We start from the raw sequence: 24,580 nt of genomic DNA, 5'->3' as shown, positions 1-24,580 counted from the left end.
TGCCGTGTGACCGATTCATCGGGATTGTAACAACCGCGTTTTTCAGCCGTCGGCGAGCGTGATTTTCCCGAAGCCCGGTGCGGTCGAAGCGACGCCTACCGGCATCTTCGGCAGGTAGGGATTCTCGAGCGTGGAGACTTCCTCGTCGGTGAGGTCGAGGGTCATCGCATCGACCGCCGCAGCAATATGCCCGGGCTTGGTCGCCCCGATGATCGGCGCCGTCATCTGCTTCGCGAAATGCCAGGCGAGCGCAACCGTCGCCCGCGAGGTGCCGCGATCCTCGGCGATCGCACCAACAGCCTCCACCACTTCGCGGTCGGCATCGACATTCTGCGTGTAGAGCATCTTGCCAAACCCGTCGGTCTCGCTGCGCACGGTGCTTTCGTCCCACGCCCTCGCCAGCTTGCCCCTGGCGAGCGGTGACCAAGGAATGATTCCCACTCCCTGGTCGCGGCACAGAGGGATCATCTCGCGCTCTTCCTCGCGGTAGAGGAGGTTCACGTGGTTCTGCATCGAGATGAAGGTCGTCCAGCCGCGCGCGCGGGCAATTTCCTGCGCTTTGGCGAACTGCCAGGCGGCCATGGAGGACGCGCCGATATAGCGCGCCTTGCCTGCCTTCACGATGTCGTGAAGCGCCTCCATCGTTTCCTCGACCGGCACCGTCTCGTCCCAGCGGTGGATCTGGAAGAGGTCGACGTAATCCATTTTCAGCCGGCCAAGGCTGTCGTCGATCGCCTGGAACAGGCTCTTGCGCGAATTGCCGCCGGCATTGGGCGTGTTGCGCCAGGGGAGGAAAGCCTTGGTCGCCACTACGATCTCGTCGCGCAGAGTGAACTCGGGCAGCAGCTTGCCGACGACCTCTTCCGAAGCGCCTTTGGAATACATGTTGGCGGTGTCGAAGAAGTTGATCCCCGCCTCTACCGCCTCGCGAATGAAGGGGCGGCTTTCATCTTCGCCGAGAACCCAGTCGCCGTGCCAGCCCTTGGTCGTGTCACCATAGCTCATGCAGCCGAGGCAAAGACGCGATACCTTGAGCCCGCTGGGCCCGAGATTGACGTATTCCATGTCGCTAGTTCCCCACGCTCAGACCGCCATCGACGCTGATGGTCTGGCCGACAACGAAATCCGCCAGCGGCGAAGCGAGGAACAGTGCAGCGCCTGCCATGTCTTCGGGCAGACCGAGCCGCCCGCGGGGTGTGGCGGCGATGGTTTGTTTCTGGAACCCCTCGTTCGAGAGGAAGACGTCGTTGATCTTGGTGTGGACGTAGCCCGGCGCAATGCCGTTCACCCGGATGCCCTCTGCGCCGAAAGCGACGCCAAGCGATTTGACCATGCTGATTGCGCCGGCCTTGCTCGCGCCATATGCTGGGTTGCCGATGAGGCCGCGGTAACCGCCGATCGAGCTTACGATAATCAGCGAGCCACCGGTGTCGGCGAGCTTCTGGCGCGTGGCATTGGCGCAATCGAGCAGGCTGTCGAGATTGACCTCCATGACCGCGTCCCAGCCCTCGCGGGTGAATTCCTCGCGGCCATAGCGCGCGATGCCCTGGCACAACACGACTACGTCGAGCGTATCGGGCCAGTCGAAAGCATCTACCGCGTCGCGGTCCGAGACATCGAGCGTATGGAAGGCGAGGCCATCCATGTCGCTGTCCGGATAATCATCCACCGACCCTCGCGTGCCGGTTACGTGGACGGTGGCATCGGCTTGGCGAAAGCCCTGCGCGATGCCGTTTCCGATCCCGCTCGTGCCCCCCACCACGAGGACGGTCTTACTGGAATAGTCGAGCGGGTCGGTCATCTGTCTCTCTCCTCAGATCGCGCGGCTCACGACTTCCTTCATGATCTCGTTCGTGCCGCCATAAATGCGCTGGACGCGCGCATCGCGCCAAAGCCGCGCGATGGGATATTCGTTCATATAGCCGGCCCCGCCATGCAGCTGGAGCGCGGCGTCGCAGCATTCCCACTGGAGGTCGGTGTGCCACAGCTTGGCAGCGCTCGCCTCGTCCGTGGTCAGCTCGCCCTTCAGGTGACGCTGGATCGCCCAATCGAGATGCGCCCAGCCTACCTGCAGCTTGGCGGCAAGATCGGCGAGCGTGAACTTGGTGTTCTGGAACTCGAAAACGGTCTTGCCGAAAGCCTTGCGGTCCTTGGTGAAATTCACCGCCTCGTCGAATGCGCGCTGCGCACCCGCCTGCGCGCCGACGGCGATCGACAGGCGCTCCTGCGGCAGCTCTTCCATCAGGTGGATGAAGCCCCGGCCTTCTCCGCCCAGCAGGTTCTCCTTAGGGACGCGGCAGTCATTGAAGAACAGCTCGGACGTGTCCGCGGCATGCTGGCCGATCTTGTCGAGATTGCGCCCGCGCTCGAAACCGGGAGTGCCCGCATCGACAAGGATCAGCGAAGTGCCCTTGGCGCCCTGCGAGGGGTCGGTCTTGCAGACCACGATCACGCAGTCGGCGTTCTGACCGTTGGTGATGTAGGTCTTTGAGCCGTTGATGACCCATTCGTTGCCGTCGAGCTTCGCTGTCGTGCGCACGCCCTGCAGGTCCGAGCCAGCGCCCGGTTCGGTCATGGCAATTGCCGTGATGATGTCGCCCGACACCATGCCCGGCAAATACTTCTGCTTCTGTTCCTCGGTCCCGAGGCGTTCGAAGTAGTTGACCGTGATGTCGTTCTGCAGCGTGAAACCGGCAGACGAACCCATGTAGCTGAGCTCCTCGGCAATCACGCAGTTGAAGCCGAAGTCGAGCCCGAGCCCGCCGTTCTCCTCGGCAACGGTCGGGCAGAGCATGCCCGCTTCGCCCAGCGCCTTCCACGCCTCGCGCCCGACGATGCCCTCTTCCTCGTGCTTGTCGAGATAGGGGACCATGTGCTCGGCAAAAACCTTGCGCACCGTGTCGCGGAAGGCCTCGTGGTCGTCGTTGTAGGCGAAGCGCTTGCTTGTATCGAGCATGGGTCGGTCCCTCAGGCGTTCTGGAAACCGGCGAGGCGCTGGGTAATGATCTCCTCGGCCTGGGCCATGATGTTGTCGATCAGTTCCTGGCAGGTCGGGATGTCGTTGATGAGGCCTGCCACCATGCCGCAGGACCATGCGCCTGCATCCATGTCGCCTTCGGTCATGATGCGCGGATAGACGCCTGCGACCTGTTCGATGATGTCCTCGAACTTGAGGTCGTCGCCCTTCTCCTTCTCGATCTTGAGCAACTCCTCGACCGCGTCATTGGTCATCACGCGCTCGGTATTGCGCAGCGGGCGCATGACGAGGCGGGTGTCGAGCTCGGAGGCTGCAACGATTGCCTTCTTCACGTTCTCGTGGACCGGAGCTTCCTTGGTCGCGATGAAGCGCGTGCCCATGTTCATGCCGTCCGCACCCATGGCGAGCGAGGCCACGAGGCTGCGGCCGTCGGCCATGCCGCCGCTAGCGACGAAGGGGATTTCCAGCTCGTCCGCTGCGCGGGGCAACAGGATCATATTCGGAATATCGTCCTCGCCCGGGTGACCGCCGCATTCGAAGCCGTCGACAGAGACCGCGTCGCAGCCGATCGACTGCGCCTTCAGGCTATGGCGTACGCTGGTGCACTTGTGGATCACCTTGACGCCCGCATCCTTGAAGAAGGGCATGACCTGCGCCGGATTGTTGCCCGCTGTCTCGACGATCTTCACACCGCCCTCGATGATGGTCCGAACAAGTCCGGGATAATCGGGTGCGTTGACCGTGGGCAGGAAGGTGAGGTTCACACCGAAGGGCTTGTCGGTCATGTCCTTGCAGCGCGCGATCTCGTTGGCGAGCTTTTCGGGTGTACCTTGCGTGAGGCCGGTAATGATGCCGAGGCCGCCCGCATTCGATACTGCCGCCGCCATTTCGGCGAAGCCGACATAGTGCATGCCACCTTGGATGATCGGGTGCTTGATGCCGAACATTTCGGTGATGCGGGTTTTCATGGGGCCTCTCCTCAAGTCTGATTGCGTTTTGCAACCGGTATCGGGGGAGAAGGGAGAGTCTAGCGCTTCGCGACCCGCTCCAGCGCCTCGAGCAACTGCTGCCCCCGTTCCGTAAGGGAAAGCTTTTCGCCCGCCTCTTCGGCCAGTCCTTCGCGCTCGAGATCGGCTCCGGTCGGTGCGCGCATGATGCGCCCGTACTGGCCACCATGGTAGATCAGCGGCTCCGCCTCGCGGCGGTCGAAATCGATGACCTCGCCGAGGAAGATGGCATGGTCCCCGCCCTCATATTCGAAGCGCGCGCGGCAGCCGAAGCGCGCAGCACATCCCTCGATAAGCGGAGCGCCTTCGGGCCCATCGGCGGGAGAAAGCCCCTCGAACTTGTTCTGGCCGGGCCTTGCGAACCGGTCGGACATGCCCTGCTGGTCCGCCGCGAGCACGTGGACCGCCCAGGTCTCTGCGTCGCGGAACACCGGCAGGCTTCCCGAGTGCAGCGACAGGCTCCACAGCACCATCGGCGGATCGAGGCTAACCGAGTTGAAGCTGTTGGCTGTCAGCCCCACGGGCGCGCCCGACGCATCGCGCGCGGTGACGATGGTCACGCCAGTGGCAAAGGAGCCGAGCGCGTTGCGGAAAGCGAGGGGATCGAACATCTTCGCAGTCCGCTATAGCGCCTGTGTGCGAAGGGCAAGCGTCAGGCAGCGACCTTGGGCGCGGGGCAGTAGCGCTCGAGGTATTCCTTGTGCCCCGGCATGCGCTGCACGAGCCACTGGATTGACTTGGCCATTTCGTCGACTTCCTTGGCCGAGGCATCGGCGACACCATCTGCCATCGGACTGGTGCCGTCCATCGTGATTCCCTGTCCGAGCATCACCGCCGCCCAGCTGGTGGTGGTGAAGAGCTCGTCCTCTTCGCGGAACACCTGTCCGTTCGCCTTGAACACCTCGATCTTCTCGGTGAGGCTGTCGGGCACGTCCATCGTGCGGCAGTAATTCCAGAACTCGGAATCGTCGCGGCGCGTGGCCTTGTAGTGCAGGATCAGGAAGTCGCGGATACGCTCGTACTCGCGGACCGTGAGGCGGTTGAAGGTGCTCGCCTGCGCTTCAGTCACACCGTCCAGCGACATGGTCGCGATCAGCTTGTTCACCCCGGTATTGATCAGGTGGATCGAGGTGCTTTCGAGCGGCTCCATGAATCCCGATGCAAGACCCAGTGCGACGACGTTCTTGTTCCAGAACTTCTTCCTCCGGCCGGTCACGAAACGAAGGTGGTTCGGGTCGGCCGTGGGCTTGCCCGCCATGTTGGCGATAAGGATGTCGGTCGCCTCGTCTGCTTCCATGAACTGGCTGCAATAGACATGGCCGTTGCCGTTGCGGTGCTGCAGCGGCACCTGCCACTGCCAGCCGGCCTTGTGCGCGGTCGCCTTGGTGAATGGCGGCGGCGGCGAGCCATCGTCGCGGTTGCACGGTAGCGCCACTGCGCGGTCACATGGCAGGTAGTGCGTCCAGTCCTCGTATCCGGTCTCGAGCGCCTGCTCGATTAGGAGGCCGCGGAAGCCAGTGCAGTCGACGAAGAAGTCGGCCTCGATCTCGGTGCCGTCGTCGAGGGTCAGCTTGGTGACAAAACCGCTCTCGCCATCGAGCGCCACATCCTTGACGATCCCCTCGTGGCGGACGACGCCGCGCTGTTCGGCATATTTGCGCAGGTACTGCGCATAGGCAGTCGCGTTGATGTGATAGGCGTAATTGATCGGCGGCAGGTCGTCGCGCGCATAATCCTCGGTCCGCGAGAACTTGCCGTAATAGGCCGCCATGGTCTCGAGGTTGAACAGCTGCAGCGGGCGCTTGTCGCCGCGCTCGCGCATCTTGTGCCAGACCTGGTGGAAGCCGATCCCGCCGATATCGTAGCCATAGGCGCCGAATGGGTGGATGTAGCTCTCGCCCACCTGACCCCAGTTCTCGAACTGGATGCCGAGCTTGAAGCTGCCCTGCGTGAAGGACAGGAAATCGCGTTCGTTGATGTTCAGCGCCTGGTTGAACTCGACGAAGGGCGGGATGGTCGCCTCGCCGACACCGACAGTCCCGATCTGCTCCGATTCCACCACTGTGATCGCCAGCTTGCGACCGTCACGGATCCGCGAAAGCGCCGCCGCTGCCATCCAGCCTGCAGTTCCCCCGCCCACGATTACGATATGTTCGATAGCCATCCCAAAACCCATGCCAGCAAAACGTGCCTGTTGCCAGACCGCAACGGTCCTGTGGCAGGGGAATATTCTAACTTGTGAACGCTCACAACCCTCGATATGTTACAAGCAGATTGCAGGATTCGTCCTGACAATGTCGCATGGGATAGGGAGGAACAATGTCTCAGAAACTAACCGGCGTCGCGCCGTATTCGCGTCGCATTGCAGCGCTGACCACGGCGTCGGGCCTCGCGCTCGTTGCCGCTCAGCCCGCTTGGGCACAGGATGCCGACCCGGTCGAAGAGCCGGTGGCAGAGGAAACCGATGACGACAACGTCATCATCGTGACCGGCATCGCCGCATCGCTCAGCAGTGCGCAGGACTTCAAGGAGCGCGCCGACACCGTTGTCGACGTGATCACCGCCGAAGACATCGGCGCACTTGCAGACCGCTCGGTTGCCGAAGCGCTGCAGCGCGTACCCGGCATCAACATCGGCCGTTTCGAGAAGACTTCCGACCCGACCCGTTTCTCGGTCGAAGGTACGGGCGTCATCATCCGTGGCCTCCCCGACAATTTTGGCCGCTCGGAACTCAACGGCCGCGACATCTTTTCGGCCACCGGTGGTCGCAGCCTGAGCTTCGAAGACGTTTCGCCCGAACTGGTCGGCCGCGTCGAAGTCTTCAAGAACGTCACCGCCGACATGATCGAAGGCCAGATTTCCGGCCTCGTGAACCTCGTGACCCGCAAGCCGCTCGACAAGCCGGGCCTCAACCTCGCGGGTTCGATCGAGGCGAATTATGGCGACCTTCGCGAAGAGTGGTCCCCGACGTTCAACGTCCTCGTCTCCGACACCTTCGATTCGGGAGCCGGCACCTTCGGCGTGCAGCTCAGCTACTCGAACTCGCAGCTGAAGAGCCGCACCGACTCCTCGCAGGCGATCGACACCTGCTACCGCCCCGCCGACCTGAGCGCAGGGTGTCAGCGCGTGTTCGACCTCAACTCGGGCGGTTTCGGTGACGAGCCCAACTTCACGCCGGACCAGTTCCCGCCGGCAAACTCGGTCCTCGTGCCGCAGTATGCAGGTGTTCGCACCACCGATCTCGATCGTGATCGCGAAGCCATCTCGGCAGTAGCCCAGTTCGAAAGCCTCGACGGCGGCCTCCTGATGACGCTGGAATATCTGCGTTCGGAAACGACCTTCTCGACCGAAGAGTTTGCGCTCATCGGCCGTATCGACGATGGTGTCTCCGCCCCCGAGCCGCGCTCGGACAGCAACTGGGTATTCGAGAACGGTCGCTTCGTCAGCGGCATCCTGACCGACAATGTCGGCGATGCGTACGCGACGCCGTTCGGCCTCGGCGGTATCCCGCTCGACAGCCTGCGCTTCCTGCGTGACACCACCAGCATCACCGAAGACTTGTCGCTCGACATCGACACGGTGTTCTCGGACCGCTTCCGCGGTAACTTCGAGATGCAGTACATCACGTCGGATCTTGAGCGCGACTCCGTCTTTGGCGCCATGAGCACCTGGGCAGACATCGATCTCGACCTTTCGGGCGAAACGCCGAACGTCCAGTTCATCGCTCCGATCGGCGCTCCGTCGGATTACTTTAGCTCGGGCTTCTACACCTATTACTGGTTCGGCCTCGACAGCCGCGAGAAGAACGATGCTGACATGTTCAGCCTGCGCGGTGACTTCGAATACGACATCAGCGACGATGGCTTCTTCAAGAAGGCACGTTTCGGCGCACGCTGGGCTGCTCGTGACCGTGTCACGCGCAACACCAACTTCAGCACCTGGGGCAACCTTTCGGCTCCCTGGGCCGGCCGCGGCGGCTGTGCTCCCTGGGGCGAAGGCCCGGGCTGCTTCAGCGAACCCGGCCCCTACACTGCCGACTGGTCGGGCTTCACGCCGGGTCGCTTCTACACCGGCCTTCCGGGTCAGGAATTCGCAATCGCGGGCGGTGCCTTCACCGATGATTTCCCGGAATTCTCGCAGCTGCGTTCGCCTTTCGCGAACAACTTCCAGCGCGGCGAAGCCGGCACTCCGATCCCGGGCGGTGCGGCATGGTTCTACGGCGGCGACGACTTCCTTCAGGATTACCTGAATGGTGTCACCGATGGCGAATGGGACCAGATCACCACCTTCTCGCAGACCCCGGAACGCTTCAATCTCGGCGTCAACGACCGCGTGTTCACGCGCTTCGACGGCACGAGCTTCGTTTGCGACCCGTTCTGCCCGCCTGAAATCTCGGACGTCCAGGAATCGACATCGGCAGCCTATGCCCGCGTCGACTTCGGTCTCGATTTTGACAGTGGCTGGTCGATCGCGGGTAACATCGGCCTGCGCTACGCAGATACTCTGGTGAAAGCCGACTCCTTCGTCGCCTTCCCCAACCCCGCCCAGTTCGATGCGGTGCGCATCGAAAACGGGGTGAATGTCGGCGGCAACGGCGATGGCATCGTGCAGCCTGGGGAAATCACCCAGACCTGTCCGCAGCTTCCGCCGGGGGCACCGATCGATCCGGACACCGGATCGCCCTTCGCCCGCGAGATCCTCTACTGCGAACTGACGGGTGCCCGTCTTGACGAGTACGCCTCGCTGTTCACGGGTGAGTTCATCTCGGACACCCGCGACATCCGCTTCGATCACTGGCTGCCGAGTTTCAATATCAGGCTCGACAGCGGTACCGGCATCGTCCTGCGTGGCGCCGTTTCGAAGGGCATCACGCGTCCTGACCTGAATGCCTTCAGCGCCAGCGGCGTCTTCGGCTTCAGCGGACGTGTCGACAGCGGTCCGCTGCTGTCGATCACGACCGGCAACCGCGGCCTTCGTCCGGTGGAATCGTGGAACTACGATTTCTCGGCCGAGTGGTACTTCGCAGACGTCGGCTCGCTTACCGCGGCGTTCTTCATCAAGGATATCCAGGGCCTGGTCGACCAGGGTACTGGCCTTGTGAACTACACCGCACCGAGCGGAACATCCGCCGATGTTATCATCACCGGCCCCGCCAACGATTACGATGGCGTGCTCAAGGGTGCCGAACTGGCTTACCAGCACAAGTTCGACTTCCTGCCCGGTCTGCTCAGCGGCTTCGGTGTCCAGGCGTCCTACACCTATGTGGATGCCGGCGACTTCACGAACCCGACCCTGTCGGCAATCGGCTCGCCGTCGGTTGCAGACGGTGCCGGACCGCAGAACGTCGGACCGTTCCAGGCGCAGCTGCCGCTGCGTGGCTTCTCCGAGCACACGATCAACGGCGTGGTGTTCTACGAGAAGGGACCGTTCTCGGCACGTGCGGCCTACAACTGGCGTAGCGAGTTCCTCGTGACGCCGCGCGACGACCTCTTCCCGTTCTCGCCGACGTTCCAGGAATCGGGCGGCCAGCTCGATGCCTCGATCTTCTACGCGATCAACGAGAACATTAAGGTCGGCGTCCAGGGCGTGAACCTTCTCGACGAGGTCACCACGCTCTCGACTGTGGTCGATTACGACGGCACCCGGACGATCAGTAACGCGTTCCGTAACGACCGTCGTTACACCTTCCTCGCCCGCTTCAACTTCTGAGTTGATCGGCTGACTGGATAAGGACGGGCCTCGGTTGCAAGACCGGGGCCCGTTCTTTATTGTGCGATGCAACGCTCATGCAGGAGCGTCGTCGCAAGTGCCTGAGAAAGAGATGGGATCGACGGCACGAGGGGTTTTCACCATGCGGCAGCGAGGGGAATGACATGGGTCGGCGCCGTCAGTCGGTGACTATCAAGCATGTGGCAGCCGATGCGGGGGTCTCCCTGCAGACCGTCAGCCGCGTCATCAACAACGAGCCCAATGTCCGCCCCGCCATGAAGGAGCGGGTGCAGGCGAGCATCGACAAGCTCGGCTATGTCCCTTCGATCGCGGCGCAGCGCATGAGCGGCTCGCGCTCCTACATCATCCTCGCGCTCAACGACCGCGACCTCACGATCGCCGACTGGAAGGCACGCGAAGGCCGCGACTGGGTCGACCAGATGCTGCTCGGCGGGATGGAGACATGCGCGGCGCACGGCTATCGCATGCTGATCGAGCTGGTCGACACGCATAACGACCATGTCGAGCGGGAACTCGGCGCGGCCATCGCGGCGCTCCAGCCCGACGGTGTGATCCTCACCCCGCCGCATTCTGAGAACCCGCTGATCACGGGCTTGCTCGCCGATCGGGGTATCCCCTTCGCGCGGATCGGCACGACCCAGCCTGGCCCCGGCTTCGCCATCACCATGGGCGATACGCACAATGCGCGCCTTGCGACCGATCACCTGATCGAATTGGGCCACGAACGGATCGGCTTCATCGCCGGCCCTGCAGATTTCAGCCTTTCGGACCGGCGCGTCAACGGCTGGAAAGCCGGTATGGATGATGCCGAACTGCCCACCGAAGGCCTTTGCGAAAGGGGCGACTTCGGCTTCGCGAGCGGCATCCATGCGGCGAACAAGTTGCTCGATATGGACAACCCGCCCACCGCTATCATCGCCAGCAGCGACCAGATGGCGTTGGCAACGCTCGAGGTGGCGCGCAAACGTGGTCTGGACGTGCCGAAGGATCTCTCGCTGGTCAGTTTCGACAACTCCCCCATCGTGCGATTCACCCAGCCGCCGCTGACCGCAGTCGACCAACCCATCGCGGCAACGACATCGCGCGCAGTCGAATTGCTGATCGAAGCGCGCCGCAAAGCGCCGCCCGAAGGCAAGATCGCAGTTTTTGGCGAACTCGTGGTTCGCGGTTCGACCGCACGTGCACCCAAGCGTGGCGGAAGCTGAGGCCCGTTCGGCGCAGCGCCAGTCGCTGCGCTTCATGTGGCTCTACGCTCTCGCTGCGGCAGGCGGCGCGGTCAGCTACGTGCCGTTCCTTACCCTGCTGTTGCCGGTTCGTGTCACCGACCTGGTGGCCGAGGGCAACATCGACCTGCTGGCGTACATCGCGTTCGCGGGGGCCATCACCGCGAGCGTAGCCAATATCGGCTTCGGCTGGCTCAGCGACCTGACCGGCTCGCGCAAGCCGTGGATTTTCGGCGGAGTTGTCCTTTCCTGCATGATGCTGGTGAGCGTTCGTACCGCGTCCGATCCGCTGCAACTCATCGGGGTGATCGTCATCTGGCAGCTCTCCATCAACATGATGCTGGCCCCGCTCGCTGCATGGGCTGGCGATGTCGTGCCCGATGGCCAGAAGGGTTTTCTGGGCGGCCTGCTATCCTTCGCCCCTGCGCTTGGGGCGGCTTCGGGTGCTCTTGTGACCATTCCCGGCCTTGCCGACCCGGACGAGCGATTGGTTGTAGTGGCAGGGCTCGTCGCAGCAATGGTCCTTCCAGTGCTTCTATTCGGCAAGCCGCAACCGATGCCGCAGCTGATGCGAGCGGCAAGAGAAACCGACGCGACCGTCCGCACGTTTTCTCGCGGTGCAGTTTCGCGCATGTGGCTCGCCCGCCTGCTCGTCCAGATCGCCGAAGCGGCGCTATTTGCATACCTCCTGATCTGGCTGGTGAGCGTGGATCCGGGCTTCAGCGACAATGACACCGCCCGCCTGTTTGCCATCGTCCTTGCCCTGTCCGTACCGCTCGCACTCATCGCAGGGCGCTGGTCCGACAGCCAGGATCGCCCGATCCTGCCGCTGGCTCTGAGTGCAGGTGTGGGAGCGGTCGGCTTGGTTATCATGGCGCTGGCGCAGGACATGGCAGGCGCTATCATCGGCTATGTCGTGTTCGGCCTCTCGACGAGCGTCTTCCTCGCGCTCCATTCGAGCCAGACCCTGAGAGTATTACCGAAACCCGCCACGCGAGGCCGCGACCTCGGCATATTCAACCTCACCAACACCGTTCCGAGCCTCATCATGCCATGGCTGACACTTGCCCTTGTTCCGGTCTTCGGCTTCGGCGGGCTATTCGTCGTGCTCGCCGCTCTTGCAGCGCTCGCAACATTGCTGCTGATTACCATGCCGCGCAGCAACTAGCGGCTTGATTTTGCCATTCCTGCATGGCAATCCTAGCGTTTGATAACGTTCTCAATCGGTAGGGAGCGGAGAGGGATGAGCAATATGAAAGCGTTTTGGATGGCAACGGCGGCTGCGATTGGCTTGGCCGGCTGCAGTACCGTTCCTGCGAAGGTCGGGGCACCAGTCGCTTCGGCATCGCAGATGAGCGAGGACGAGCGCGTTGCCGACCTGCTTTCGCGCATGAGCCTTGAGCGCAAGGTCGCACAGCTCATCCAGCCGCAGATCAACAGTTTTACGCCCGAAGACATGCGCCGCTATCGTTTCGGCAGCTACCTCAACGGCGGCAATGGCGGACCCTATGGCGATGAATTCGCCCCGGCCAGCGAGTGGCTGCGTTATGCCGACGAGATGTATCTCGCCTCGATCGCACCGATGGAAGGCGATGAACCCATCATCCCGACCATCTGGGGCACCGACGCCGTACATGGCCACACCAATATCGTGCAGGCCACTATCTTCCCGCACAACATCGGGTTGGGTGCAACGCGCGATGCCGACCTGATCCGCCGCATCGGCGAAGCCACCGCGGTCGAAATCGAAGTGACCGGCATCGACTGGAACTTCTCTCCCACGGTGGCCGTCGCGCGCGACGATCGCTGGGGCCGGACCTACGAAAGCTATTCCGAGGATCCTGCCATCGTCGCCCCGCTCGGCGCGGCGCTGGTCGAGGGCCTGCAGGGCCGAAAGGGCGATCCCGACCGTCTCGGAGCAGGTCATGTGATCGCCACAGCCAAGCACTTCTTCGGCGACGGCGGCACCGAACAGGGTGTCGACCAGGGCGATGTGAACGGAGACATCGAAGCTCTCAAGTCCATTCACGCAGCCCCCTACCCCGCGACCATCTCCGCGGGTGTCGAAACGATCATGGCGAGCTTCAACTCGATCAATGGCCGCAAGATGCATGGCAACGAGGCTTTGCTGACCGACGTGCTGCGCGGCGAGCTCGGCTTCGATGGCCTCGTCGTCGGCGACTGGAACGGCCACGGGCAGGTTGCCGGCTGCACCAATACAGATTGCCCGCAGTCACTGCTCGCAGGTCTCGACATCTACATGGTGCCCGACGACTGGAAGGGCCTCCTCGAAACGCTTGTTTCGCAGGTCGAGGACGGCACGATACCGATGGCGCGCCTCGACGAGGCGGTCGGCCGCGTGCTGCGCATGAAAATGCGCGCAGGCCTCCTCGATGAATTCGTGAAGCCTTCGGCCCGGCCGAACGCGGGCGATTACAGCCTCATCGGTTCGCCCGAACATCGCGCGATTGCGCGCGAGGCGGTGGCCAAGTCGCAGGTGCTGCTCAAGAACAACGACATCTTGCCACTCAAGGCGGGTGCCGACGTCCTCGTCGCGGGCACGGCTGCTGACGATATCGCGCAGGCTTCGGGCGGTTGGACGCTGACCTGGCAGGGCGGCGGCGATCTCACGAATGACGACTTCCCTGGGGCAACCTCGATCTGGTCGGGTATCGAGACGGCAGTCGAAGCAGGCGGCGGGACGGCCACCTTGTCCGAGGACGGCAGCTACACGGCCAAGCCCGATGTCGCGATCGTCGTTTTCGGCGAGGAACCTTACGCCGAATTCGCAGGCGACCGTAAGCACCTCGGCTTCACCGATACCGAAGGCCTCGATCTGCTCCGCAAATTCAAGGCCGACGGCGTACCGACCGTGGCCGTCTTCCTCTCCGGGCGCCCCATGTGGATGAACCGCGAACTCAATGCCGCCGATGCCTTCGTCGCATCTTGGCTGCCCGGCGGTGAAGGTGCGGGCATTGCCGATGTGCTAACCGGCGCCATGCCGGCGACCGGCAAGCTCGGTTTCAGCTGGCCTGCCGAATGCGACTTCGGTCCGGTCAACGGCGCCGAAGGCGCGCTTTTCCAAGTCGGCTACGGCCTGTCCTTCGGTGAAGGCGGTGCACTGCCTGCCCTGCACGAGGAATGCGCCCCGCTCACCATGGGCGCTGCGCTCGACTGGTACGTGAACGGCCGCCTAGCGGACGGCGTGCTCGCCAATACGGCGACTGGCAAGCTCGACAACCTTCGCGGTGGGGCAGGCGGGATCACTGCCATCGGCCTCGACCGCAATGCGCAGGAAGACGCGCGCACCGTATCCTTCGCTCCCGGCTCCTCGCTCGAGTTCGCGCAGGGCGGCGGCGACAAGGGCCTCGGCTACCGAATCGCCTACCAGGTTCTCGAGCGGCCCCGCGGCGCGGTGACGCTGAAGGTCGGTTCGGGCGAGGCTCTCGATATCACGCAAGAGCTTTCGGTCGCTGCCGGCAAGGGCTGGCGTGAAATGGTCGTCACGGGCGCCTGCGCCACTGATCTCGGCCCGTCGCTTGCCCTAGCTTCGGAAGGCGCGTTCGAGATCAACATCGGAACTATCGTGCGCGAAGAGTTTGCGGAAGGGACCGACTGCTCGTTCTGAGCATGCATTCATATTCGCTTTGTGTGACGGCGAAACGCTGCCAAACAGGTGAATGATAAACAGCCCGGACAACAACAGGTCGTACCGGGACTTGGGAGGGACACTAACATGGCAATCGCACCGGACGTCGCGACAAGCACCGATCCGAATCCAATCGAAATTGATGACGATACTCCGCCGGTAGACGCACCGGGCCTGCAGTACTTCGTCTTCGGCCTGTTCTTCATCTTCGGCGGCATCACCTCTCTGAACGACGTGATCATCCCGAAGCTGAAGGAACTCTTCACGCTCAGCTGGACCGAGGCCATGCTCGTCCAGTTCTGCTTCTTTGCAGCTTACCTGATCATCGGGATCCCGGGTGCGAAGCTGGTCAAGAAGTTGGGCTATATGCGCGGCGCGGTCGCGGGTCTCTTGACCATGATGCTCGGCTGCCTGCTCTTCATCCCGGCAAGCCAGACGGCCACATACATCGTCTTCTTGGGCGCACTGTTCGTGCTCGCCAGCGGCGTGGTGATCGTGCAGGTGGTCGCCAACCCGCTTATCTCGTTGCTTGGCCCGCCCAGCACTACGCATAGCCGCCTGACCTTTGCGCAGGCCTTCAACTCGCTCGGCACTACGGTCTTCCCGATCGTAGGCGCGGTTGTAATCCTCGGCAGTCTTGCCACGGTGACGGCAGACCAGCTCTCGGGTCAGGCCCTGATCGAATACCGCCAGGCCGAAAGCGAGGCAATCTGGCAGGGCTACCTCGGCCTTGCCGGGCTGATCGCAGTGGTCGCCATTGCCGTTTGGATGTTCCGCAATCGCCTGCCGCACGATGCGAAAATGATGGGCGATACCGAACTCGTCACTTGGGGCCGCTATCTCGTCGGCCTCGCGCTGGTTATCGGCGGTGTCTGGGCTGCTCTAGCCATCAGCCCCTGGCTCGGCGTGGCGCTGATCCTCGCTGCGCCTGCTGTCTGGCTCTACGATAACAGCCTGCTCACCCGCACGCGCTTCAGCTTCGGGGCGCTCTGCATCTTCCTTTACGTGGGCGGTGAAGTCGCAATCGGCTCGGTGATCATCAACTACCTTTCCGAAGAGCGCGTGCTCGGCCAGCCCGAGAGCGTGATCGGCTGGATGATCGGCCTCTACTGGGGCGGCGCGATGGTGGGCCGTTTCATCGGTTCCTACTTCCTGCGCATCTTCTCGCCCGGCAAGATCCTCGCCTTCAACGCGACCGGGGCGATCCTGCTTATCATCATCTCGACCATGACCAGCGGACAGGTCGCGGCCTACACGCTCCTGGCAGTCGGCCTGATGAACTCGATCATGTTCCCGACGATCTTCTCGCTTGCTTGCGAGAAGCTCGGTCCGCGGGCGGCAGACGGGTCGGGCATCATCAACGTCGCCATCTGCGGCGGCGCGATCGTGCCGCTGCTCTACGGCGTGGTGGCAGACGCAACGGGCGGCAGTCTGGCGACTGCAATGATCATTCCGATCGTCTGCTATGCCGTCATCGCGGCCTTCGGCATCTTTGCAAGGAAGCCTGCCATCGCCTGATATCCGCTTGGATTAACTCCAATCCGGGGGTTCGCAAGGAGGCTGAGGTCTGCCATGCGGCCCCCGAACTTTTTGAAGGACCGACACTCTCGATGACCGATGCCGAACTCGCCGCCCATCTCGCAGAAGTGGCGGGCAAGATCCTGATCGAAGTGCGGACAAGCGGCATGTTCGAGGGCAAGGCGCTCGGGAAGGCAGGTGACGAAACGGCCAACCAGTTCCTTTGCCATGCGATCCGCCAGCAGCGGCCCGACGACGGGCTGCTGTCGGAAGAGGAAAAGGACAATGCGGCCCGCCTCGACAAAGAGCGCGTCTGGATCGTCGATCCGGTCGACGGCACGCGCGAATATGGTGAGGCACGCAGCGACTGGGCAGTGCATGTCGCGCTCTGTGTGAACGGCAGGCCGGAAACGGGCGCGGTCGCCCTGCCCGGCCTCGACACGGTCCTGCGCACCGATGCGCCGATCGACGTGCCCGCAGCGGCCGAGCGCCCGCGCATGGTCGTGAGCCGCACCCGCCCCGCCAAGGAAGCGGTTTCCGTTGCCGAGACCATCGGGGCGGAACTGGTCGGCATGGGTTCTGCGGGGGCGAAAGCAATGGCCGTCGTGCGCGGGGAGGCAGAGATCTATCTCCACACCGGCGGGCAATACGAATGGGACAGCGCCGCACCTGCGGCAGTCGCCCTCGCGCACGGCATGCATGCCAGCCGGATCGACGGTAGCCCGCTGACCTACAACCAGGCCGACACCTACATGCCCGACCTGCTCATCTGCCGTCCGGAATGGGCAGAGCGTGTGCTCGCCGAAGTGGCGAAGTTGAGCGCCTAGTCTTCGACCTGCGCCAGCAGCTGCTGCGCACGGCTAAGGTGCGGCCGGTCGAGCATCTTGCCATTATGACCGATGGTCCCCGCACCGGGATTGGCCTCGAACACCGCCACGATCTCTTTCGCTTCGGCGATCTCTTCCTCGCTCGGCGTAAAGGCGGCGTTGATGACCGGCACCTGCGCAGGGTGGATCGCCAGCATCCCGCGATAGCCGTCGCGCCGGACCTTCTCCGCGCGCGCCTTGAGGCCTTCGAGGTTGCGGAAGTCGCCGTCGATCGTCTCGATCGCGGGAACATTGGCAGCGGCTGCCCCTAGCAGCGTCAGGCTGCGCGCCAGCTCGTAGGTGAAGGTATATTCGCCGTCCTCGCCACGGTTCGACATGGCCCCGATGGAATCGGCGAGGTCCTCCGCGCCCCAGGTCATCGCCACGAGACGCGGCGCCCCGGCATAATCGCCGGTGGTGAACATCGCTGCAGCCACTTCGGTTACCAGCGCGATCACCGGGGTCGAGCCCGGCTCGATGCCGAGTTCCATCTCGAGCGGGGTGAGCAGGCGATCGAGTTCTTCTACATCGTGCCGGCCACGCGACTTGGGCAGCATGATCCCGCCCGATCTTGCGGGCATGATCGCGGCAAGGTCGTCAGCCGTATGCGGTCCGTCCAGCGGGTTCACACGCACCCACAGCCGGTCGTGCTCGCCATTGTCGCGAGTCTTGAGGAAAGCGCATATCGCCTCGCGTGCAGCGGGCTTTCCGTCTTCCGCCACGGCATCTTCGAGGTCGAAGATCACGATGTCGGCATCGCCCTCGGTCGCCTTGGTCATCTTCTTTTCGCTGTCGCCGGGCGCGAAGAGCCAGGAACGCGAACGGGCGGGCAGGCGGGCGGAATTGGTCACGAAGGATTGTCCTCTCTCGAATTCGCGCCCCAAAGGGAGGAATTCGCGCCTCCGGTCAAGGGTCGGCCTAGCCTGCGCCCACGCCTTCGAGCCCGGGCACCATGACCGTCCTTGCGCCGCCAAAGTCCTCGCGCACGACGATCAGGCCCTGCTTTTCGAGGTGGTCGAGCAGGCGGCGGATGCGCCCCGGCGAGCTGGTGCCATAAGCGCGGGCCAGTTCGTGCTCGTCGACCTGCGTCTCGCCGGCATGCGCAGCCTTGGCGATGACGAGGAAGGGGCCGAGCAGGTCTTCATCCACCATCGATGCGAGCTGCATGATGCGCGCCTGCATGTCCTCCTCCAGCGCGTCGAGGCCGGCAGCGGCAATCGCGAACTTGCGGCGGAACGCATGCATGTCGGGCATGGGGCCGATCAAACGCTCGCGGCGACATCTCGTGAGGAAGGTCTGGTACTGGGCCGAGGCCGACTGGAAGGCGATGCCTTCTTCGGCGGCGATTTCCACAATCAGCTCCGCGATCCGGTTCGCCACACTCGAGGTGTCGACCGGCTCAGCAGGTGCATCAACCTGCCGTTCCTCGGCATGGGCGATGCTGTCCTCCATCTCGTCCATGCGCGGCGCAGGCGGGGAGCGGGCGGAGGCGTCGGCGTTGCCACATCGGCGGCAAGGTCGCGTGTCAGCAGGTCGGCCATGTCTTCGGGTGCCGTATCTGGCAGGGCCATCAGTCCTTCGCTGCGCGCCTGATGGCCGGTCTTCACCGGACCGATCTTGCAGGCGATCGGCAGGCGCGTGATCGCGGGGCCGAGCGCGAGGAAGTGCCCGCGTTCCAGCTCGCGAATGCGTTCGGCCTGCCGCCGCTCCATGCCGAGAAGATCGGCAGCGCGGACCATGTCGATATCGAGGAAGGTGCGGCCCATGAGGAAGTTCGAGGCCTCTGCCGCAACGTTCTTGGCGAGTTTCGCGAGGCGCTGCGTGGCGACGATACCAGCAAGCCCGCGCTTGCGGCCGCGGCACATGAGGTTGGTCATCGCCGAGAGCGTCATGCGGCGCGTGTCCTCAGCCATCTCTCCGGCAGCGGCAGGAGCGAACATCTGCGCCTCGTCGACCACCACCAGAGCAGGGTACCAGTGCTCGCGCGGGGCATCGAACAGCGCGGTCAGGAATTGTGCGGCGCAGCGAATCTGCTGTTCGACTTCCAGCCCGTCGAGATCGAGCACCACGCTGGCGCGGTGTTCGCGGATGCGGCGGGCAAGCGCCTCGATCTCTCCCGGCGAATAGGCCGAGCCGTCGATCACGACATGACCGAATTCCTCGGCCAGCGAGGGGAAATCGCCTTCGGGGTCGATCACCACCTGCTGGACCATGCCCGCGCTCTCTTCTAGCAGCCTTCGCAGCAGGTGCGACTTGCCGCTCCCCGAATTGCCCTGCACGAGCAAGCGGGTGGCGAGGAGTTCCTCGATGTCGAATTCGACCGGCTTTCCGGACGTCTCGTGGCCGATGGTGATCTGCGCTGTCACGCGCATGTGGCTAGCGGGCCGAATCCGGAAGGAGGAAGGGCGCTAACCATCGTTTTGCCCAGTACGATTGCGAGTCCGGCCTGCGCTCGCTAGGCAGGCTCCAAGAGAGGACTGAATTCTATGCGGAAGTGGTTCGGGCGGATCCTGTTCGCCCTGTTCGTGGTCGTGCTGGTCGGTTTCGTCGCATTGGCGAGCTGGGAACCCTTCTGGGCCAAACGTGACCAGGTGGCGCTCACGACAGAGAGCTATTCCGCCGAGATCATCCGCGACGATTACGGTGTCCCGCATATCTACGGTGAGCGCGATCGCGATGTCGCCTATGGCGTGGCCATCGCCCATGCAGAAGACGATTTCGCCACGCTGCAGGACGTGCTGGCCATGGCGCGCGGGCGCTACGGTGCGATTGCGGGCGAGGACGGCGCAGCGATCGACTACGTATATCACCTGCTCGATGCACGAGGCACGGCAGAACGGAATTATCCGCAGCTGCCCGAAGACACTCGCGCGCTGTTCGAAGCCTATGCCACCGGCATGAACGATTATGCCCACCAGAACCCGGAAGAGATAAAGCTGGCCAACCTCTTCCCGATCGACGGCAAGGATGTCGCGGCGGGTTTCGCACTGCGCCAGCCGTTCTTCTTCGGCCTCAACAACGTCATCCAGCCGCTCGTGCAAGGTGACGACCTGAGGCGCGAATTCGGCCCCGACATTCCCGGCTTCCCGCGCGAAGGTTCGCGCCCGCTGCGTGCTGGCGAGCAGCACGAAGGCGAGGACGTCGCCTATTCGCCGTTCGGACCCGACGGCGCGCACAACGGATCGAATGCATTTGCCGTCGCACCCGAGAAGTCGGGCGGTCCGACCACGCTTGTCTCGAACAGCCACCAGCCCCTTCGCGGCGGTGTCGCATGGTACGAGCTTGTCGTCGAAAGCGAGGAAGGCTGGCACTATGCCGGTGCGAACTTCCCCGGCTCGCCCTTCCCATTCCTTGGCCACAACCGCGACCTCGGCTGGACCAACACGGTCAACACGCCCGACATGGTCGATGTCTACCAGCTCGAAATGGACGAGACCGGAACGCGCTATCGCTTCGGCGGCGAGTGGCGGGACCTCGAGATCCGCACAGTTACGCTGCCGGTACGAGTCGGACCGGTGGTCCTGCCGATCCGCCGCGAGATCCATCGCAGCGTCCACGGACCTGTGATCGCCAACGAGAATGGACATTTCGCTTTCCGTTATGGCGGGATAGACAATCTCGGACAGCTCGACGCCTATTACCGGCTCAACAAGGCGCAGAACTTGGAGGAATGGGAAGGCATCCTCGCCCGGATGGACATCCCCTCCACCAATTTCATCTATGCCGACAAGGCGGGCAACATCGCCTATGTTTACAACGCCGCCATTCCCGACCGGACGAAGGGGCCGAACTGGCGCAGCGTGCTCGACGGTAGCGATCCGGATCTCCTCTGGAACGGCCCGGTCGATTACGAGGAATTGCCGCGTTACGTGAACCCGGCCTCGGGCTGGCTCTATAATGCTAACAATGCGCCCTATACCGCTGCGGGGCCCGGCAGCGACCTGTCGCCCGAAGAATTCGCGCCCGAACTCGGCGTGGAACTCAAGCAGACCAATCGCTCGCGCCGCGCATGGAAGCTGCTGAGCGACGCGGAGCTGCTCGATCGCGAGAACCTGAAGCGCATAAAGTACGACACGGGCTACGAGCGTGACGGATACGTCGCGCAGCTCTGGAGCGATCTCGAAGCGCTCGACCTGTCGGACGAGCCGAGGCTCGGAGAAGCACGCGACATGCTGATGGAGTGGGATTTCACCGCCGACAGCGAAGGCCGGGCCGATGCGCTCGCGCTGCTGATGATCCGCGAGTTCATGTCCTGCTCCTATCAGAACAAGCCGTGCCCTGACGTGCGCGAGGAACTGACGAAGCACACCGCGCATCTCGAAACCCACTTCGGCCGGATCGATCCGCCGATGAGCGACCTGCTGCGCCTGAGGCAGGGCGAGGTCGACCTGCCTCTCGATGGCGGGTCCGACACGTTGCGCGCCTCGACCCTGTGGGATGTGAACGAGGACGGCCGCCTCGCGCTGCGCCATGGCGACAGCTTCATCCAGTGGGTGGAGTGGGAACCCGGCGAACGCGTCACCTCGCAGTCGATCCAGCCATTCGGAGCAGCGACCACGCGGCCCGATTCCCCGCATTACGACGACCAGATGCAGCTGTTCGTCCAGCACCGGTTGAAGCCGGTGCATTTCTGGCGCGAGGATGTCCTCGCCCATGCCGTCAGCCGGAAGAGGGTGACGCACACACCGTAACCGCCTAGACCCCGCACAGATTTGTCTTGGAGAGAACCCACATGAAGCGTCTGATTTCGACCAGTATCATCGCCCTCGCCGTATCGGCGTGCTCGTCTTATTCCGACGCTCCGGTCGCCAGCACAGGTGCTGCCATCGAGGCACCGGCCGCTGCCGAAGTCGCCAGCCTGACCGAGCTCGTCGATGAAGTCGCGATCCCTTACGAGAAGTTCACGCTCGACAACGGGCTCGACGTGATCGTCCACGAGGACCGCAAGGCGCCGATCGTCGGCGTTGCCGTGTGGTACAATGTCGGCTCCAAGGACGAGCCCGAAGGCAAGACGGGCTTTGCCCACCTGTTCGAACACCTCATGTTCAACGGCTCGGAAAACGCGCCGAACGACTATTTCCAGTACCTGCAGGAAATGGGCGCGACCGATTACAACGGCACGACCAACTTCGACCGCACCAACTACTTCCAAACCGTTCCGCGCCCCGCGCTCGAACGCGCGCTGTGGCTGGAAAGCGACCGGATGGGATACCTTCTCGGCGCAGTGACGCAGGAGAAGCTCGATAATCAGCGCGGCGTTGTGCAGAACGAAAAGCGCCAGGGCGACAACCAGCCCGGCGGCCTCGTTTTCTACGAGATCCTCGAGAACATGTTCCCCGAAGGCCACCCCTATGGCCACTCGGTGATCGGTTCGATGGCCGACCTCGACAGTGCCTCGATGGACGATGTGCGCAACTGGTTCCGCGACAAGTACGGCCCGAACAACGCCACGGTCGTGCTCGCGGGCGACATCTCGGCCGCCGAAGCGCGCCCGCTGATGGAAAAATGGTTCGGCCCGATCAACCGCGGTCCGGTCAACAATCCTGCGCAGGCTGAAATCCCCGTTCTCGCCGAAGACAAGCGCAGCGTGATGCGCGACAATGTGGCCGCGACGACAATCACCAAGTACTGGGCAGTGCCCGGCATCACCAGCGAGGAGCTGACCGCACTCAACGTGGGCGCGAGCGTCTTCGGCGGCCTCGCTTCGAGCCGTCTCGACGAGATCCTCGTGCGCGACGAGCAACTCGCCGTGAGCGTCGGCGCAGGCAACTTTGACTTCCAGCGCGTCGGCATCCTGCTGGTCAACGCAACGCTCAAGCCGGGCGTCGAGCTCGAAGTGCTCGAAAACCGCCTCGACGAGCTGATCGCCGAATACATTGCCGAAGGTCCGACCGAAGAGGAAGTGCGCCGTGCGGCGACCAACGACCTCGCCGGAACGATCCGCGGCCTCGAACAGGTCGGCGGCTTCGGCGGCAAGGCCGTGACGCTGGCTCGCGGCGAAGTGCTTGCCGACGATCCGGGCTTCTACAAGAAGCAGTTCGACACGCTCGCCACGCTCACCGCGGCAGACGTGAAGGGCGCGATGGAGCGCTGGATGACGCGCCCCGCATTCACCCTCGTCCTCGAACCGGGCGAGCGCGACGATACCTATGAGGAAGCGGCATCTGTCGGCGGCGCAGACAACGCCTCGGAGCGTGATCGCGAAGCCGAGGAAATCACCGTCACCAAGGTACGTCCGGCCCCGCCGATCGACACTATCGCGACGCTCGACTTCCCCGATATCCAGCGCGCGACGCTCGCCAACGGCATGGCCGTGACTTACGCTCAGCGCGACGCGGTACCGGCGACCTATGTCACCATGTCGTTCAACGCCGGTAGTGCCGCTGATCCTGCGGGCATGCGCGGTCTTGAAGACCTCACCATGAACCTGTTCGACGAAGGCACGGCAGGCATGACCAGCCAGCAGATCGCCGAAGAGCGCGAGAAGCTGGGCCTGACGATTTCGACCGGCGGTGGTGCCGACCGTTCCACCTTCACCCTGTCGGCTCTGTCGGCGAACCTCACACCCTCGCTCGAACTGATGAGCGACATCATCCGCAACCCGGCCTTCAACGAAGCCGATCTGGAACGTGTGCGCACGCAGACGGTCACCGGCATCCGCCAGCAGATGAAGTCGCCCAACGGCATTGCATTCCGCGCCATGCCGGCCGAGATCTTCGGCGAGGCCAACCCCTATGGCGGCACGAGCACGGTTGAGAGCGTCCAGTCGATCACCCGCGCCGATCTCTACGCCTTCAAGGATCGCTGGATCCGGCCCGACAATGGCGAGGTCTTCGTCGTGTCCGACCAGCCGCTGGCCGATGTCGTCGACTCGCTGAACGCCGTGTTCGGTGACTGGAGTGCACCGGACGCTGCCAAGGGTACGAAGGCATTCGCGTCTGCCGCACAGGCGACCGAAGGCAATCGCATCATCCTCTACAACCGGCCGAACTCGCCGCAGAGCTACATCGTCGGGGCGCAGCTGACCCCGCTCGATGCGCGTGATGCGAATTACATCGACTTCACCAATGCGAACAACTCGCTCGGCGGCAACTTCCTCGCACGTCTCAACATGAACCTGCGCGAGAGCAAGGGCTGGAGCTACGGCTACCGCGGTGGTGCGCAGACTTTCGAGAATGCGGTCGTCTACTTCACCGCTGGCGGCGTGCAGGCCGACCGAACCGGGGACTCGCTCGCCGAAGTGCGCCGCGAGATTTCCGAGTTCCTCTCGACCCGCGGCGTGACGCCAGAAGAGCTCGCGCGCAATGTCGCATCGGAAGTCGGCGAGCTTCCGGGCCGCTTCGAAACCTCGGGCTCGGTCCTCAGCGCACTGCAGAGCAATGCGCTCTACGGCCGCAGCGACGACTACTACGAAACGCTGGTCGAGAAGTACCAGGCACAGACGACTGACAGCCTCGATGCCGCTGCCCGTGCAGCGCTCAACGAGGACGAGTTCATCTGGCTGGTGGTCGGCGATGCAGAGCAGGTGATGAGCCAGCTCGAACTGCTCGGCCTGCCGATCGAAGTCCGTGAACTGCCGAGCGACGAATAAGTCCAAGGCCAAGAACCGG

Annotated in this window: 15 protein-coding genes and 1 pseudogene; 8 read left to right on the top strand and 8 right to left on the bottom strand. The window is 63.5% G+C overall.

Translation table 11 applies throughout. The annotated features are described in order from the left end of the window. Positions 1-42: 42 nt before the first annotated feature. From ACZ1G8_RS08960 to ACZ1G8_RS08935, 6 genes are read right to left on the bottom strand one after another with little or no spacing between them, the layout of a single operon-like run. Complete coding sequence (locus tag ACZ1G8_RS08960) at positions 43-1,065, bottom strand: aldo/keto reductase (RefSeq protein ID WP_472679089.1); 1,023 nt, start codon at positions 1,063-1,065, stop codon at positions 43-45. A gap of 4 nt (positions 1,066-1,069) precedes the next feature. Then, positions 1,070-1,801, bottom strand: coding sequence for an SDR family NAD(P)-dependent oxidoreductase (locus ACZ1G8_RS08955; protein WP_472679088.1), 732 nt, complete (start codon positions 1,799-1,801; stop codon positions 1,070-1,072). 12 nt (positions 1,802-1,813) lie between these two features. Beyond that, entirely contained in the window at positions 1,814-2,956 is a 1,143-nt protein-coding gene (locus ACZ1G8_RS08950) for an acyl-CoA dehydrogenase family protein (protein WP_472679087.1), read from the bottom strand. Positions 2,957-2,967: 11 nt separating this feature from the next. Next, positions 2,968-3,945, bottom strand: coding sequence for an NAD(P)H-dependent flavin oxidoreductase (locus ACZ1G8_RS08945; protein WP_472679086.1), 978 nt, complete (start codon positions 3,943-3,945; stop codon positions 2,968-2,970). Between the two features lie 59 nt (positions 3,946-4,004). Further along, on the bottom strand, positions 4,005-4,595 hold the full coding sequence (locus ACZ1G8_RS08940) for a flavin reductase family protein (protein ID WP_472679085.1): 591 nt from the start codon (positions 4,593-4,595) through the stop codon (positions 4,005-4,007). A gap of 41 nt (positions 4,596-4,636) precedes the next feature. Beyond that, positions 4,637-6,148 (bottom strand): tryptophan halogenase family protein, encoded by a 1,512-nt coding sequence (locus ACZ1G8_RS08935; RefSeq protein ID WP_472679084.1) that lies wholly within the window; start codon positions 6,146-6,148, stop codon positions 4,637-4,639. A gap of 155 nt (positions 6,149-6,303) precedes the next feature. Here ACZ1G8_RS08935 and ACZ1G8_RS08930 point away from each other — a divergent pair, with 155 nt between their 5' ends. From ACZ1G8_RS08930 to ACZ1G8_RS08905, 6 genes are all read left to right on the top strand, one after another. After that, positions 6,304-9,693 carry a TonB-dependent receptor gene (locus ACZ1G8_RS08930; RefSeq protein ID WP_472679083.1) on the top strand — a complete coding sequence of 1,130 codons (3,390 nt, stop codon included), beginning with the start codon at positions 6,304-6,306 and terminating at the stop codon, positions 9,691-9,693. A 164-nt stretch (positions 9,694-9,857) separates the two neighbouring features. Continuing rightward, a complete protein-coding gene (locus ACZ1G8_RS08925) occupies positions 9,858-10,919 on the top strand; it encodes a LacI family DNA-binding transcriptional regulator (protein WP_472679082.1) in 1,062 nt (353 codons plus the stop codon). After that, positions 10,906-12,105 (top strand): MFS transporter, encoded by a 1,200-nt coding sequence (locus ACZ1G8_RS08920; RefSeq protein ID WP_472679081.1) that lies wholly within the window; start codon positions 10,906-10,908, stop codon positions 12,103-12,105. Before ACZ1G8_RS08925 ends, ACZ1G8_RS08920 begins: the two co-directional genes overlap by 14 nt. 75 nt (positions 12,106-12,180) lie before the next feature. Next, positions 12,181-14,565 carry a glycoside hydrolase family 3 protein gene (locus ACZ1G8_RS08915; RefSeq protein ID WP_472679080.1) on the top strand — a complete coding sequence of 795 codons (2,385 nt, stop codon included), beginning with the start codon at positions 12,181-12,183 and terminating at the stop codon, positions 14,563-14,565. Positions 14,566-14,673: 108 nt separating this feature from the next. Beyond that, on the top strand, positions 14,674-16,104 hold the full coding sequence (locus tag ACZ1G8_RS08910) for a sugar MFS transporter (protein WP_472679079.1): 1,431 nt from the start codon (positions 14,674-14,676) through the stop codon (positions 16,102-16,104). Positions 16,105-16,196: 92 nt separating this feature from the next. Beyond that, a complete protein-coding gene (locus ACZ1G8_RS08905; protein WP_472679078.1) occupies positions 16,197-16,931 on the top strand; it encodes a 3'(2'),5'-bisphosphate nucleotidase CysQ in 735 nt (244 codons plus the stop codon). Here the strand turns inward: ACZ1G8_RS08905 and ACZ1G8_RS08900 are convergent. Next, positions 16,928-17,749 (bottom strand): HpcH/HpaI aldolase/citrate lyase family protein, encoded by an 822-nt coding sequence (locus ACZ1G8_RS08900; protein WP_472681227.1) that lies wholly within the window; start codon positions 17,747-17,749, stop codon positions 16,928-16,930. The two genes, ACZ1G8_RS08905 and ACZ1G8_RS08900, sit on opposite strands and share 4 nt — an antisense overlap. A gap of 139 nt (positions 17,750-17,888) precedes the next feature. Further along, a pseudogene (locus ACZ1G8_RS08895) lies at positions 17,889-19,336 on the bottom strand (ATP-binding protein). A gap of 120 nt (positions 19,337-19,456) precedes the next feature. Here ACZ1G8_RS08895 and ACZ1G8_RS08890 point away from each other — a divergent pair. Together ACZ1G8_RS08890 and ACZ1G8_RS08885 are read left to right on the top strand one after the other, a co-directional pair. Beyond that, positions 19,457-21,661 (top strand): penicillin acylase family protein, encoded by a 2,205-nt coding sequence (locus ACZ1G8_RS08890; RefSeq protein ID WP_472679077.1) that lies wholly within the window; start codon positions 19,457-19,459, stop codon positions 21,659-21,661. Between the two features lie 41 nt (positions 21,662-21,702). Continuing rightward, the gene (locus ACZ1G8_RS08885; protein ID WP_472679076.1) at positions 21,703-24,561 is read left to right on the top strand and encodes a M16 family metallopeptidase; all 2,859 of its coding nucleotides are present in this window, start codon (positions 21,703-21,705) and stop codon (positions 24,559-24,561) included. Positions 24,562-24,580: the final 19 nt, after the last annotated feature.

This window comes from Qipengyuania sp. BR81-2 (assembly GCF_055693895.1).
This window is presented reverse-complemented; position numbering and strand designations above follow the sequence as displayed.

What these genes read in the sequence shown, in the direction of transcription:
- ACZ1G8_RS08905 (WP_472679078.1), top strand. Translation starts at nt 16,197, where the DNA reads ATGACCGATGCCGAACTCGCCGCCCATCTCGCAGAAGTGGCGGGCAAG.
- ACZ1G8_RS08955 (WP_472679088.1), bottom strand. Translation starts at nt 1,801, where the DNA reads ATGACCGACCCGCTCGACTATTCCAGTAAGACCGTCCTCGTGGTGGGG.
- ACZ1G8_RS08890 (WP_472679077.1), top strand. Translation starts at nt 19,457, where the DNA reads ATGCGGAAGTGGTTCGGGCGGATCCTGTTCGCCCTGTTCGTGGTCGTG.
- ACZ1G8_RS08950 (WP_472679087.1), bottom strand. Translation starts at nt 2,956, where the DNA reads ATGCTCGATACAAGCAAGCGCTTCGCCTACAACGACGACCACGAGGCC.
- ACZ1G8_RS08945 (WP_472679086.1), bottom strand. Translation starts at nt 3,945, where the DNA reads ATGAAAACCCGCATCACCGAAATGTTCGGCATCAAGCACCCGATCATC.
- ACZ1G8_RS08910 (WP_472679079.1), top strand. Translation starts at nt 14,674, where the DNA reads ATGGCAATCGCACCGGACGTCGCGACAAGCACCGATCCGAATCCAATC.
- ACZ1G8_RS08900 (WP_472681227.1), bottom strand. Translation starts at nt 17,749, where the DNA reads ATGACCAAGGCGACCGAGGGCGATGCCGACATCGTGATCTTCGACCTC.
- ACZ1G8_RS08915 (WP_472679080.1), top strand. Translation starts at nt 12,181, where the DNA reads ATGAGCAATATGAAAGCGTTTTGGATGGCAACGGCGGCTGCGATTGGC.
- ACZ1G8_RS08930 (WP_472679083.1), top strand. Translation starts at nt 6,304, where the DNA reads ATGTCTCAGAAACTAACCGGCGTCGCGCCGTATTCGCGTCGCATTGCA.
- ACZ1G8_RS08960 (WP_472679089.1), bottom strand. Translation starts at nt 1,065, where the DNA reads ATGGAATACGTCAATCTCGGGCCCAGCGGGCTCAAGGTATCGCGTCTT.
- ACZ1G8_RS08885 (WP_472679076.1), top strand. Translation starts at nt 21,703, where the DNA reads ATGAAGCGTCTGATTTCGACCAGTATCATCGCCCTCGCCGTATCGGCG.
- ACZ1G8_RS08935 (WP_472679084.1), bottom strand. Translation starts at nt 6,148, where the DNA reads ATGGCTATCGAACATATCGTAATCGTGGGCGGGGGAACTGCAGGCTGG.
- ACZ1G8_RS08940 (WP_472679085.1), bottom strand. Translation starts at nt 4,595, where the DNA reads ATGTTCGATCCCCTCGCTTTCCGCAACGCGCTCGGCTCCTTTGCCACT.
- ACZ1G8_RS08925 (WP_472679082.1), top strand. Translation starts at nt 9,858, where the DNA reads ATGGGTCGGCGCCGTCAGTCGGTGACTATCAAGCATGTGGCAGCCGAT.